Origin of the sequence: Streptomyces sp. HUAS TT11 (assembly GCF_051553595.1) — a bacterium.
Taxonomy (GTDB): Bacteria; Actinomycetota; Actinomycetes; order Streptomycetales; family Streptomycetaceae; genus Streptomyces.
Map to the genome: position 1 here is coordinate 4,851,328 of NZ_CP196184.1, position 13,150 is coordinate 4,864,477.

General features: G+C 69.4%; 10 protein-coding genes and 1 tRNA gene. 5 read left to right on the top strand and 6 right to left on the bottom strand.

Annotated elements, in window-relative coordinates:
• The first annotated feature begins 1 nt into the window (after window position 1).
• The 3 genes from ACSHXN_RS21730 (at window position 2) to purM (ending at window position 3,589) form a co-directional block, all read left to right on the top strand.
• Window positions 2-844: an META domain-containing protein gene (locus ACSHXN_RS21730; protein WP_438303558.1), complete on the top strand. Its 843-nt coding sequence runs from the start codon at window positions 2-4 to the stop codon at window positions 842-844.
• An 85-nt stretch (window positions 845-929) separates the two neighbouring features.
• Window positions 930-2,456 carry an amidophosphoribosyltransferase gene (gene purF / locus ACSHXN_RS21735; RefSeq protein ID WP_356112415.1) on the top strand — a complete coding sequence of 509 codons (1,527 nt, stop codon included), beginning with the start codon at window positions 930-932 and terminating at the stop codon, window positions 2,454-2,456.
• A gap of 32 nt (window positions 2,457-2,488) precedes the next feature.
• Window positions 2,489-3,589: a phosphoribosylformylglycinamidine cyclo-ligase gene (gene purM / locus ACSHXN_RS21740; RefSeq protein ID WP_355135249.1), complete on the top strand. Its 1,101-nt coding sequence runs from the start codon at window positions 2,489-2,491 to the stop codon at window positions 3,587-3,589.
• A 69-nt stretch (window positions 3,590-3,658) separates the two neighbouring features.
• On the opposite strand, the gene ACSHXN_RS21745 is transcribed toward purM, so the two are convergent.
• Together ACSHXN_RS21745 and ACSHXN_RS21750 are read right to left on the bottom strand one after the other, a co-directional pair.
• Window positions 3,659-3,907 (bottom strand): DUF3073 domain-containing protein, encoded by a 249-nt coding sequence (locus ACSHXN_RS21745; protein WP_059130121.1) that lies wholly within the window; start codon window positions 3,905-3,907, stop codon window positions 3,659-3,661.
• 274 nt (window positions 3,908-4,181) lie between these two features.
• Window positions 4,182-5,291, bottom strand: a complete 1,110-nt coding sequence (locus ACSHXN_RS21750; protein ID WP_359456699.1) for a Leu/Phe/Val dehydrogenase — start codon at window positions 5,289-5,291, stop codon at window positions 4,182-4,184.
• 233 nt (window positions 5,292-5,524) lie between these two features.
• Between ACSHXN_RS21750 and ACSHXN_RS21755 the strand changes: the two genes are divergently transcribed.
• Entirely contained in the window at window positions 5,525-6,367 is an 843-nt protein-coding gene (locus ACSHXN_RS21755; RefSeq protein WP_355135253.1) for a hypothetical protein, read from the top strand.
• A gap of 558 nt (window positions 6,368-6,925) precedes the next feature.
• A complete protein-coding gene (gene bldC, locus ACSHXN_RS21760) occupies window positions 6,926-7,132 on the top strand; it encodes a developmental transcriptional regulator BldC (RefSeq protein WP_003949541.1) in 207 nt (68 codons plus the stop codon).
• Window positions 7,133-7,653: 521 nt separating this feature from the next.
• On the opposite strand, the gene ACSHXN_RS21765 is transcribed toward bldC, so the two are convergent.
• From ACSHXN_RS21765 to ACSHXN_RS21780, 4 genes are all read right to left on the bottom strand, one after another.
• Complete coding sequence (locus ACSHXN_RS21765; protein WP_355135255.1) at window positions 7,654-7,845, bottom strand: DUF6274 family protein; 192 nt, start codon at window positions 7,843-7,845, stop codon at window positions 7,654-7,656.
• Between the two features lie 456 nt (window positions 7,846-8,301).
• Window positions 8,302-8,376: transfer RNA gene (locus tag ACSHXN_RS21770), tRNA-Asp, on the bottom strand.
• Window positions 8,377-8,495: 119 nt separating this feature from the next.
• Window positions 8,496-12,473 carry an ATP-dependent RNA helicase HrpA gene (gene hrpA, locus ACSHXN_RS21775; protein WP_438303560.1) on the bottom strand — a complete coding sequence of 1,326 codons (3,978 nt, stop codon included), beginning with the start codon at window positions 12,471-12,473 and terminating at the stop codon, window positions 8,496-8,498.
• A gap of 139 nt (window positions 12,474-12,612) precedes the next feature.
• The gene (locus ACSHXN_RS21780) at window positions 12,613-12,924 is read right to left on the bottom strand and encodes a hypothetical protein (RefSeq protein WP_356112420.1); all 312 of its coding nucleotides are present in this window, start codon (window positions 12,922-12,924) and stop codon (window positions 12,613-12,615) included.
• Between the last annotated feature and the right edge of the window lie 226 nt (window positions 12,925-13,150).

Consider the following 13,150-nt stretch of genomic DNA (forward strand, 5'->3'; position numbering starts at 1 on the left):
CGTGGAACCGGCCCCCCGCCCCACCCGTCCCACCGCCATGGACAAGCACCGACTGGCCCTCACCGTCCTGACCCTGCTCCCGCTCGCGGTGGCGTGCGGTACCGACACCGGGTCGGGCAGCGGCAGCAGTTCCGTCGGCTCCGACGGCGGCTCGCAGGTCACCGGCGTGCACTGGCGCGTGGACAGCCTCACCGCGAACGGCACCACGAGGAGTGCTCCGGCCGGTGCCTACCTCCGGATCGACGACGGCCGGGCCCAGGGCAACTACGGCTGCAACGGCTTCGGTGCGTCCGCCGCCGTCCGGGGCGACCGTGTCGACCTCGGGCCCGCCCGGTCCACGGACATGGCCTGCGAGAAGGACCCGATGGAGTTCGAGGCCTCCTTCTCCCGCACGCTCGCGCACGGGTCGCTCACCGCGGCCGTCGACCGGAACCGGCTGACCCTCACCGGCGAGGACGGCGTCCGCATCCACCTCACCAAGGAGGACGACGCGTCCCTGTACGGAACGACGTGGCAGGTCACGTCCATGGTGAACGGCGACACCGCCTCCTCGCTGCCCGAGGCGGCCACCGGCAAAGCCTGGTTCACGCTCGACCGGACGGCCGGCACGGTGTCCGGGAGCCTCGGCTGCAACCGTTTCACCGCCGAGGCGACCGTGCGCGACGGCCGGCTCACCCTGAGCACCCCCAGGACCACCCGCATGATGTGCGACGGCTCACTCATGACGACCGAACGGACGCTGAGCGCCCTCTTCGACGGGACGCTGGGATACCGCATCGATCATCGCAACATCACGCTGACCAGCGAAAACGACATGGGACTCACCGCGACCGCCAAGCCGTGACCCCCCATGCCCCAGGAGGGGGTGCATCCGGTGGGGCAGATGACCGGATTCGGACCAGTGCACGATCTCGCCTACACTCGGACCCGTGCCACGTGGTGACGGTCGACTCAATCACGACCTGCTTCCCGGTGAGAAGGGCCCTCAGGACGCGTGTGGCGTCTTCGGTGTCTGGGCTCCCGGGGAAGAGGTCGCAAAGCTCACGTACTTCGGGCTGTACGCCCTCCAACATCGGGGCCAGGAATCCGCGGGTATCGCGGTCAGCAACGGTTCCCAGATCCTCGTCTTCAAGGACATGGGCCTGGTGTCCCAGGTCTTCGACGAGACCTCGCTCGGTTCGCTCCAAGGTCATATCGCGGTGGGACACGCGCGCTATTCGACCACCGGTGCCTCCGTCTGGGAGAACGCCCAGCCGACGTTCCGGGCCACGGCCAACGGCTCCATCGCCCTCGGCCACAACGGCAACCTGGTCAATACGGCGCAGCTCGCCGAGATGGTCGCCGCGCTCCCCAAGGAGAACGGCCGCGCCACCCAGGTGGCCGCGACCAACGACACCGATCTGGTCACGGCCCTGCTGGCCGGACAGGTCGACGACGACGGCAAGCCGCTGACCCTCGAGGACGCGGCCGCCAAGGTCCTGCCCCAGGTCAAGGGTGCCTTCTCGCTGGTCTTCATGGACGAGCAGACCCTGTACGCGGCCCGTGACCCGCAGGGCATCCGCCCGCTGGTCCTCGGCCGTCTGGAGCGCGGCTGGGTGGTCGCCTCCGAGACCGCCGCGCTCGACATCACCGGCGCCACCTTCATCCGCGAGATCGAGCCGGGCGAGTTCGTCGCGATAGACGAGAACGGCCTGCGTACCTCTCGATTCGCGGAAGCGAAGCCTCGCGGCTGTGTCTTCGAGTATGTGTACCTGGCCCGTCCGGACACCGACATCGCCGGCCGGAACGTGTACCTCTCCCGGGTCGAGATGGGTCGCCGCCTGGCCAAGGAGGCGCCCGTCGACGCCGATCTGGTGATAGCGACGCCCGAGTCCGGCACGCCCGCCGCGATCGGCTACGCGGAGGCCTCCGGCATCCCGTTCGGTGCGGGTCTGGTGAAGAACGCCTATGTGGGCCGCACCTTCATCCAGCCGTCGCAGACGATCCGCCAGATCGGCATCCGGCTGAAGCTGAACCCCCTCAAGGAAGTCATCAAGGGCAAGCGCCTGGTCGTCGTCGACGACTCGATCGTGCGCGGCAACACCCAGCGCGCCCTGGTGCGGATGCTCCGTGAGGCGGGCGCCGCCGAGGTGCACATCCGCATCTCGTCCCCGCCGGTGAAGTGGCCCTGTTTCTTCGGCATCGACTTCGCCACCCGCGCGGAGCTGATCGCCAACGGCATGTCGGTGGACGAGATCGGCCGCTCCCTCGGCGCGGACTCCCTGTCGTACATCTCCATCGACGCCATGATCGAGGCGACCACGATCGCCAAGCCCAATCTGTGTCGCGCCTGCTTCGACGGTGAGTACCCGATGGAGCTGCCCGACCCGGAGCTGCTGGGCAAGCAGCTGCTGGAGACCGAGCTGGCGGCCGGTCCCGCCGCCACGGCCGCGGCCGACGCCATCCGTCGTCCCTGAGCCGCACCACCAACCCCGAAAGATCCCAGGCAATGTCTGCTGTGTTCGATCAGTCGACTTCGTCGACGGGCAGTCCCGAGGGCGCTTCCTACGCGGCCGCGGGCGTCGACATCGAGGCGGGTGACCGCGCCGTCGAGCTCATGAAGAAGTGGGTGAAGAAGACGCAGCGCCCCGAGGTTCTCGGCGGCCTCGGCGGGTTCGCCGGCCTCTTCGACGCCTCCGCCCTCAAGAACTACGAGCGTCCGCTGCTCGCCTCCGCCACCGACGGCGTCGGCACCAAGGTCGACATCGCGCGCCGGATGGGCGTCTACGACACCATCGGCCACGACCTCGTGGCGATGGTCATGGACGACATCGTGGTGTGCGGTGCCGAGCCGCTGTTCATGACCGACTACATCTGCGTCGGCAAGGTCCACCCGGAGCGCGTCGCCGCGATGGTGAAGGGCATCGCCGAGGGCTGCGTGCTGGCCGGTTGCGCCCTGGTGGGCGGTGAGACGGCCGAACACCCGGGCCTGCTCGGTCCGGACGACTTCGACGTCGCGGGCGCCGGTACGGGCGTTGTGGAGGCCGACCGGCTGCTCGGTGCCGAACGCATCCAGGAGGGCGACACGGTGATCGCCCTGGCCGCCTCCGGACTTCACTCCAACGGGTACTCCCTCGTTCGGCATGTTCTCCTCGACCGGGCGAAGCTCGGCCTCGACCGGCACATCGACGAACTCGGGCGCACCCTCGGAGAGGAGCTGCTCGAGCCCACCAGGATCTACTCGCTGGACTGCCTGGCGCTGACCCGCACCGCCGAGGTGCACGCGTTCAGCCACATCACCGGCGGGGGACTCGCGGCCAACCTGGCCCGTGTGATCCCGGACGGTCTGCACGCCGTGGTCGACCGCTCCACCTGGACCCCTGCACCGGTGTTCGACCTCGTCGGGAGGACCGGCGACGTCGAACGCCTGGAGTTGGAGAAGACCCTGAACATGGGCGTCGGCATGATCGCGATCGTCCCCGAGCACTCGGTGGACGTCGCGCTCGCCGCCCTGGCCGACCGCGATGTGGAGGCATGGGTCGCCGGCGAGATCACTGACCGGGGCGCACACGAGACGGGCGCGGCCCTGGTGGGTGACTACGCGGGCTGAAACCCGACGGACAGCACAGCACCCGGTCCGTGGCTGGTGCCACGGACCGGGTGGGAGCTCAGTGCAAGGTCAAGCGCCGCGACGATGCTGCGAGGAATCGCCGTCCTCGTCGTCGTCGTCCTCCGAGTAAAGGTCGGCGTACCGTGCGTACACGTCGTCGTCCTGCTCATCGTCCTCGAACCGGTCGCCGTTAGGCGACGTATTCGATGTCGATGCGCCCAGCTCCTCGGCCAGGCGTGAGAGATCCGTCCCACCGCTGTTGTACTTCAGCTGGCGGGCGACCTTCGTCTGCTTGGCCTTGGCCCGGCCGCGCCCCATGGCTCGACCCCCTCAACGACGGGGCTCGACGGCCCCAGAGTCTTGACACGCGTTCATGATCCGGAACGGGCTCTCCGTGGAGAGACCGGTCCGTAGGGCTTCCACGGTACCTGAGCCCACGCCCATACGGTACGTCGCCCGCAGGACGGGCGTGTGCCCAGGACCTGCGAGGCGCCCCGTCCTCGCTGGTCACGGCCGATTTTAACCACTTATTGGCGGACGACCCGCCGATAAGAGTGAGAGTTCTCTCCAACCTCCCGTCGGCGGGTACCGCTCACAGCTGCGAGGCCTCCCCCGGGAGGACCGGCGGACGGGCCTCCGCCATGCGCTGCTCGGCGATCCGGTCGGCGGCCGCGGCGGGCGGAATGCCGTCGTCCTTCGCACGTGCGAATATCGCCAGCGTGGTGTCGAAGATCTTCGACGCCTTCGCCTTGCAGCGGTCGAAGTCGAAGCCGTGGAGTTCGTCGGCGACTTGGATGACACCGCCGGCGTTGACGACATAGTCCGGCGCGTACAGGATCCCGCGGTCGGCGAGGTCCTTCTCCACGCCCGGGTGCGCGAGCTGGTTGTTGGCCGCGCCGCACACCACCTTCGCCGTCAGTACCGGAACGGACTCGTCGCTCAGCGCCCCGCCCAGGGCGCAGGGTGCGTAGATGTCGAGACCCTCGGTGCGGATGAGGGTGGCGGTGTCGGCGGCCACGGTGACCTCGGGGTGCTCGTCCGTGACCCGGCGCACGGCGTCCGGCCGTACATCGGTGATCACGACCTCGGCACCGTCCTCGAGCAGGTGCCCGACCAGGTAGTGCCCGACCTTCCCGACCCCCGCGACGCCGACCTTGCGGCCGCGCAGGGTGGGGTCGCCCCACAGATGCTGGGCGGAGGCCCGCATGCCCTGGAACACGCCGTAGGCGGTCAGGACCGAGGAGTCGCCGGCGCCGCCGTTCTCCGGTGAGCGCCCGGTGGTCCAGGGGCACGCCCGGGCGACGACGTCCATGTCGGCGACATAGGTGCCGACGTCGCAGGCGGTGACGTAGCGCCCGCCGAGCGAGGCCACGAAGCGGCCGTACGCAAGCAGCAGCTCCTCGGTCTTGATCCGCTCGGGGTCACCGATGATCACGGCCTTGCCGCCGCCGTGGTCGAGGCCGGCCATGGCGTTCTTGTACGACATGCCGCGTGCGAGGTTCAGCGCGTCGGCGACGGCCGCCTCCTCGCTCGCGTACGGGTAGAAGCGGGTGCCGCCGAGGGCGGGGCCCAGGGCGGTGGAGTGGATCGCGATGACGGCCTTGAGGCCCGTGGCCCGGTCCTGACAGAGCACGACCTGCTCGTGCCCCCCTTGATCCGACCGGAACAGGGTGTGCAGGACGCCGTCGGTTACGTCGGTCACGGTGGTGACTCCCGATTGAGTAGCGCCGGTTGAGGGAGGGTCCCGTGCGGGTGGCGGGGCCCGTGGGCATGAGCGTAGAGCGTCCGGGCGGCCCTGAACCGCCCAGTGCCCGGGATCACCCTCCCCCGGAGTACGCCTGGACGGGTTCGTGGGACGATTTGCAATGGTTTTCCACCCCGGCCGGGTATTGACCGGCCGGGTTTCGGGTCATGACCGATGGGGAGGGAGCAGGCGTGCCCAAGGTGTCCTCGGTGATCGTCCCGTACGCGTGCTACTTGCGTGTGTACGAGCCGCTGGCCGCCTTCCCGGAGCCGGAGCGCAGCCACTGGGAGCGCTACGCCCGGCGCCCCGACCGCCCCTCGTACCAGGACGAACTGCGCCGCTCCCTGGCCGACTTGCTGCCCACCCCACCCGTCCCGGTTCCGGTGCACGAGAGCGGCGACGCCTTCGTGACCCTGGTCGACGAGGCGCTGTGCGTCTGTCCGTGGCGCACCCGGCTGCGCGGGTGGCAGGCGCTCGAGGACCTGGCCGAGGAGCTGCCCGCCCCGGTCCTGGACGCGGTGCTGCCGCCGGTCGTGCGCGATCAGGCCGCCCGGGACTACGAGCGGTGGCGCGAGCGCAACCCCGACGCCCGGCCGTGGATCCGTACCGCGACCTGGCAGGTGCCGCTGAACTGGTTCGTGCTGGTCTCGGACGAGGAGCGCAGGTACGAGAAGGGGTCCGGCGAGGTGCCGCCGATGCTGCGCTACCGCACCCCCATGGTGCAGGCCAGGCGCCGCACCGCGCGGGCGCTGCGGACCCTCAAGGAGACGATCGACGAGGGGCCGCTCATCGACGGTCTGGTGGATGTGGGGCGGTGGTTGGAGGAGTTCCACCCGCGGTCCCTGGTCGAGCTGGACTACGGCGGGCTCGTCCACGTCCTGCCGGCCGCGGAGCTGGACGGGGATCACTCGGCCGCGGACGTCGCCGAGGGCATCGAGGCCCTGCGGGTGGGCGACGGGGCCGCCGCCGGAGAGGCGTACGGGCGGCTGGTGGAGCGGTGGCGTGGCGTGCGGGAGCGCCGGTCGGCGAACTGAGGGTCCGTCCGACCTCCGCGGGGCTCCAGCGAACCGATGCTCGAATTGTGACCCGCGAGACATGGTGAAGTGGCAACCGTTGGCCCATGGTTGACCTACCGCAGTTCGACACACGGGACGTAGATGCCGATCCGGGCTTATCGCGTCAAGCGTGACGGAGCGCACTTACGCGGACCTTGCATCTTACGGCCCTCCTCATGCCAAAATAGGACAAGGAGCCCGGGGGAGGCTCCTTCTGCCCGATTTTGGGCGGAAGCTCTGCATTGCACGCTTTGGGGGGGCTGGTGCCTCCTGATCGCCCTGTGACTGATCGTCACAGTGGCGTGACTGTCCGCTATGGCATGGTCCATCGGCTTCCGTCGCTGATGAACACCTGGGAGGGCAATTCCATCGGTTTGGCCGACGCGGCTGGACAGATGGTGTAGTTGTAGTGCCGAGGACAAGCCGTTCGTCCTATAACCGACTCGACTCGCGTCCGCCATTTCGGGCAACGCGGGTCAAGGTGCAGAATTTAGAGGAAAGAACCGAGAAGGTTCGGTTCTCCCGAGGAGGCCGCTCATGACCGCTCGCACCCCTGATGCCGAGCCGCTGCTGACCCCGGCTGAGGTCGCCACCATGTTCCGTGTCGACCCCAAGACGGTCACGCGGTGGGCCAAGGCCGGCAAGCTCACATCCATCCGCACGCTCGGCGGGCACCGCCGCTACCGCGAGGCCGAGGTCCGCGCCCTGCTCGCGGGCATCCCGCAGCAGCGCAGCGAGGCCTGACGCCGCATATAGCCGGACATACGGGCAGGTTCCCCCATCTGCCGCCGTGTCCGACCGACAGCTCCAAGCGACGCGGGTTCTGCCCCAACAGGACCCTGTCCCAAGGTCATAGAGGCACGACAAGGGTGCGTCGTCGATCGCGCTGGACTCCGCCGAGTCCAGCGCGATCTTTTTTGTGCCCGGACCGTGGGCTGCGGGCCCGCCTGTGAGTGACCTTGTCGGACTCTGGGGAGGGGTGTCGGATCTGCCGTGCAGGACCCCTGGGAGTGGTGCAATTGCACATATTAAATTGACCCTGTGTAGGAGAGGGGTAAATTCCTCATCTCCCAAAACTCATACGGTGACTCCCGTCACATGCCAGAGTCCTTGTCGCGGACATGGTGTCTTTGCTAGAGGAACACGGCTGCGTGGGACGGGTGTTGGGCGGACCGCACGTCCAGAAGTGCCCATGCGGAGGGGGTCCCAACCGCCGGATCGGGGTTGCGGTGCGGGCCGCGCATCCGTCGCGCCCGCCCGTTCGCTCACGCCCTGGAGGGGCTGTCGTCCTCCGCTGCCGTCTCCGGGCCCTCCTCGACCTGCTGGGTCGGCTCCATGGCCAGGCGCAGCAGGTGGTGGCAGACCGGGCAGTGGTGCGTCAGATGGCGATACCCGGAGGCGGCCGACAGATGGGCGCGGAGCAGCGCACGGGTCTCGTGCCGAGCGGACGCCGCCATACGCCACCTCCCCCGAGGGCCCGAATCGTCGGGGTCCCTGCTGTCTGGGGTACCGGTGGAAAGTGACGCCGTCAAGAGGCACCGGAACGCAGGGGGGGGGGTGGGCCCGCCCCTTCCGACGCGGGCCGCGGACGCGTGCGGAGAAGACCGGAGGGCTGCCGGACGCCGGCGCTCCTGACGGGGGCTCACACGGTCGCGACGGGGGTCTTGGGGCCGCTCGGCGAGGCCCTGCGCGGTGGGTGCGGCGGTACCCGGTCCTCGGCCCGGCGAGGGCGTCGCCACCGGGCCGAGGGGCTTCGGTCGGGCAGGGTGGTGCGGCGGGGGCTCGGGGCCCTCGGCGGCTGCCGCGGACCGGGCCGGGCGACGGTGGCGCGGCACTGCGCCGCGGAGGGGGGCCGTACGGCACGGGGACACGAAGAAGCCCCGCATCCGAGGGATACGGGGCTCTTGCCGATGCGGTCCTGACGGGATTTGAACCCGCGGCCTCCACCTTGACAGGGTGGCGAGCACTCCAAACTGCTCCACAGGACCAGGTTTCGCAGCATTCGCTCAGCTGGACCGGATCTCCGGCGCCGTGTGCGGTGCGCTGCGAGAAGAGACTGTACAGGAGGGTGAGCCCTTGGTCGAACTCACCCAGCGTGAAAGGGCCGTCACGGTGCCGCGGCGTCGATCGCCTTCACGATCCGCTTGTCCGAGACCGGATACGCCGTGCCCAACGCGTGCGCGAAGTAGCTCACGCGCAGCTCCTCGAGCATCCAGCGGATGTCGCGTACCGAGGACGGGATCGGGCGGCCCTGCGGCAGCTGCTCGAGCAGCCATGCGTACTCGTCCCGCATCTCGTGGACCTTGGCCATGCGTGTCGTGTCCCGCTGGACGTTGGTCGGCATCTGCTGCAACCGGCGGTCCGCGGCGACCAGGTAGCGCATCAGGTCCGGCAGCCGTCGTATGCCCACCTCCGTGACGAAGCCGGGCTTCACGAGGGCGTCCAGCTGGGTCCTGACGTCCGTCAGGTTCGGCAGCAGCGCGGGGCTGCGTACCGTCTTCAGCCGGCGCTCACAGGCCTGCCAGGCGGCGAGCACCTGCTGCACCTGCCCGACGGTACGGACCGTGGTGTCGACGATCTCCGCGCGCACCTTGTCGAACAGCTTCCGGTACGACTCCTCGTCCCACGCCGGCCCGCCGAAGTCCCCGATCAGCTTGTCCGCCGCCGCTGTCGCGCAGTCGTCGAACAGCGCCTGGACGGAGCCGTGCGGGTTCGCCGACAGGCCGAGCTTCTGCGCGTTCGTCAGCTGCTCGGACGCGAACTTCGCCGGGCTCACGGGGATGTTCCGCACGATCAGGCGGCGGGTGCCCTTCCACATGGCCTCGGCCTGTTCCTCCTCGGTGTCGAAGAGGCGTACCGAGACCGTGTCGCCGTCGTCGACCAGCGCCGGGTACGCCTTCACCGGCTGACCGGCACGGCGGGTCTCGAAGACCGGGGTGAGCGCGCCGATCGTCCAGTCCGTCAGGCCGGAACGCTCCAGGGACTCCCCGCCCTGCCGCTCGGCGGTGGCCGCCGCGGCCTGGGAGAGGGCCTTGCGCGCCTTCGGCTTCAGCCGGAGCTTCAGCGCCTCGAGATCCTTGTCCTCGGCCAGCTTGCGGCGCCGCTCGTCGACGATCCGGAAGGTGATCTTGAGATGGTCGGGAACCCTGGCCCAGTCGAAGTCGTCGGCCTCGAAGGGCACCCCGACCATGCGCTTCAGCTCGCGCGCCATCGTCACGGTCAGCGGTTCCTGCAACGGCACCGCCCGGTCGAGGAACGCCGTCGCGTAATTCGGTGCGGGCACGTAGTTGCGGCGGATCGGCTTGGGCAGGGACCGGATCAGCTCCGTGACCACGTCCCCCCGCAGCCCCGGGATCTGCCAGTCGAACCCCTCGTCGGTCACCTGGTTGAGGACCTGGAGCGGGATGTGCACCGTCACACCGTCGGCGTCCGCGCCCGGCTCGAACTGGTAGGTGACCTTGAACTTCAGCGGGCCCTGGCGCCAGGAGTCGGGGTAGTCGTCCTTGGTGACCGCGCCCGCCCTCTCGTTGATGAGCATCTCGCGCTCGAAGTCGAGGAAGTCGGGCTGCTCGTGGCGCTTGTGCTTCCACCAGGAGTCGAAGTGGGCTCCCGAGACCACGTGTTCGGGCACCCGCTGGTCGTAGAAGTCGAACAGCGTCTCGTCGTCGACCAGGATGTCCCTGCGGCGGGCGCGGTGCTCCAGCTCCTCGACCTCGGTGAGCAGCTTGCGGTTGTCCGCGAAGAACTTGTGGTGGGTGCGCCAGTCGCCCTCGACCAGGGCGTTGCGGATGAACAGCTCGCGGCTGGCCTCCGGGTCGATCCGGCCGTAGTTCACCTTCCGCTGGGCGACGATCGGGACGCCGTACAGCGTGACCGTCTCGTAGGCCATCACCGCGGCCTGGTCCTTCTCCCAGTGCGGTTCGCCGTACGTCCGCTTCAGAAGGTGCTCGGCGAGCGGCTCGACCCACTCCGGCTCGATCTTGGCGTTGACGCGCGCCCAGAGCCGGGAGGTCTCCACGAGCTCGGCGGACATCACGAAGCGCGGCGGCTTCTTGAACAGGGACGAGCCCGGGAAGATCGCGAACTTGGCGTTGCGGGCGCCGATGTACTCGTTGCGTCCGCCGTCCCTGCGGGCGCCGGGGCCGGCGTCCTTGGACTCCTTCACGTCCTTCAGCCCGATGTGCGAGAGGAGGCCGGCGAGCAGCGAGACGTGGATGCGGTCGGCCGGGGCGTCCTGCTCGTCGAGATGGATGTCCATCTGCTTGGCGACCGTGCGCAGCTGTGTGTAGATGTCCTGCCATTCGCGGATGCGCAGGAAGTTCAGGTACTCCTGTTTGCACATCCGGCGGAACGACGACGAGCCCCGCTCCTTCTGCTGCTCACGGATGTACCGCCAGAGGTTGAGGTAGGCGAGGAAGTCGCTCGTCTCGTCCCGGAAACGGGCGTGCTGCTGGTCGGCCTGGGTCTGCTTGTCGGCGGGCCGCTCCCGCGGGTCCTGGATGGACAGGGCGGCGGCGATCACCATGACCTCGCGCACACAGCCGTTCTTGTCCGCCTCCAGGACCATGCGCGCCAGGCGCGGGTCGACGGGCAGCTGGGCGAGCTTGCGGCCGGTGTCGGTCAGGCGCTTGCGCGGGTCCTTCTGGGCGGGGTCCAGTGCGCTCAGTTCCTGCAGCAGCTGGACGCCGTCGCGGATGTTGCGGTGGTCCGGCGGATCGATGAAGGGGAACTTCTCGATGTCACCGAGCCCGGCGGCGGTCATCTGGAGGATGACGGAGGCGAGGTTCGTACGCAGGATCTCGGCGTCGGTGAACTCGGGCCGGGTCTGGAAGTCCTCTTCGCTGTACAGACGGATGCAGATGCCGTCCGACGTACGGCCGCAGCGGCCCTTGCGCTGGTTGGCGCTCGCCTGCGAGATCGGCTCGATGGGCAGGCGCTGGACCTTGGTCCGGTGGCTGTAGCGCGAGATGCGCGCGAAGCCGGGATCGATGACGTACTTGATGCCGGGGACGGTCAGGGACGTCTCGGCGACGTTGGTGGCCAGGACGATCCTGCGGCCCGTGTGCGGCTGGAAGACGCGGTGCTGCTCGGCGTGCGAGAGCCGGGCGTACAGGGGCAGGACCTCGGTGAACCGGTACTGCTTCCTGGCCAGCGCGTCCGCGGTGTCACGGATCTCGCGTTCACCGGAGAGGAAGACCAGGATGTCGCCCTGTCCTTCGCCCATCAGCTCCTCGACGGCGTCCGTGATCGCCGTGATCTGGTCGCGGTCCGCGTCCTCGGAGTCCTCCTCCAGGAGCGGCCGGTAGCGCACCTCGACGGGATACGTGCGTCCGCTGACCTCGATGATCGGGGCGTCGCCGAAGTGCCGTGAGAACCGTTCGGGGTCGATCGTGGCGGAGGTGATGACGACCTTGAGGTCCGGTCGCCTCGGCAGGAGCTGGGCGAGGTAGCCGAGCAGGAAGTCGATGTTGAGGGACCGCTCGTGGGCCTCGTCGATGATGATCGTGTCGTAGCCGCGCAGCTCGCGGTCCGTCTGGATCTCGGCGAGCAGGATGCCGTCCGTCATCAGCTTGACGAAGGTGCCGTCCGGGTTCACCTGGTCGGTGAACCGCACCTTCCAGCCGACGCCCTCGCCGAGCGGGGTGCGGAGCTCGTCGGCGACACGCTCCGCGACGGTCCGGGCGGCGATACGGCGCGGCTGGGTGTGGCCGATCATGCCCCGTACCCCACGGCCGAGTTCGAGGCAGATCTTGGGGATCTGGGTGGTCTTGCCGGAGCCGGTCTCGCCGGCCACGATCACGACCTGGTGCTCGCGTATGGCGTCGGCGATCGCGTCCCTCCTCTGGCTGACCGGCAGCTCTTCGGGATACGTGACGGCGGGGACGCGGGCGCTGCGCTCGGCGATCCTGGTCTCGGCCTTGGCGACCTCCGCCTCGATCTCGGCGAGTACGGCGGCGCGGGCCTCGGGCTTGCGGATCTTGCGCGCGCCTTCGAGCCTGCGGCCGAGCCGGTGGGCGTCGCGCAGGGACAGCTCGGTCAGGCGGGGGGCGAGAGCGCCGAGGGCGGGGGCAGGATGCGTAGACATACGCGGTCCAGGATCTCACCTCGGAGAAATTCGTGGCTAACGATTTGTCTCCGGCGGGTTGGCGTGACGCCACGTGCGGACCACGCGGGCGCATACGAGGCGTGCCGCCGCTCGGCGATCGCTGCCCGGTGAACGCTGCTCAGTGATCGCTCGGCTGCGGGGGCACCGAAGCGGCGGGCTTGGCGGGGGCGACCCGCTCCCGGGCCATCGACTTCGCCGTGTTGGAGACGGCCTTGATGCCCAGGTACGCGGTGGTCATGCTGCTCACCGAGGTGAAGGCCGCGGTGAGCACGCCCACCATCACGGACCGGTCACCGTCCAGGCGCCACACTCCGAAGATCGCGACACCGGCGATCGCGAGATTGCTGATGATCACCGCGAGGAGTCCGTAGCGGGCCCGGTCCCGCTCCAGCTCGACGTCCCCCATGGCCTTCGCCCCGCCCATGCCCATGATCGCCCCACCCGCACGATTGACCTCGACCCGCCAGAACCTAGCGTTCGAGCGGGGACATGCCAAGCCGGGCCGGCCCCGCGGACGTCCTTGTGTGGCGGGCCTTCCGCAGGGCGGCCGGTCCGCCGCCCGTACTCCCGTGCGCACCGGGGGGTTCGGGCACGACGTGCGCGCCGCGCCCGGCGACCCTCCCGCCGGTTCTCCTGCAGGTGCTGTTCGAGGATCC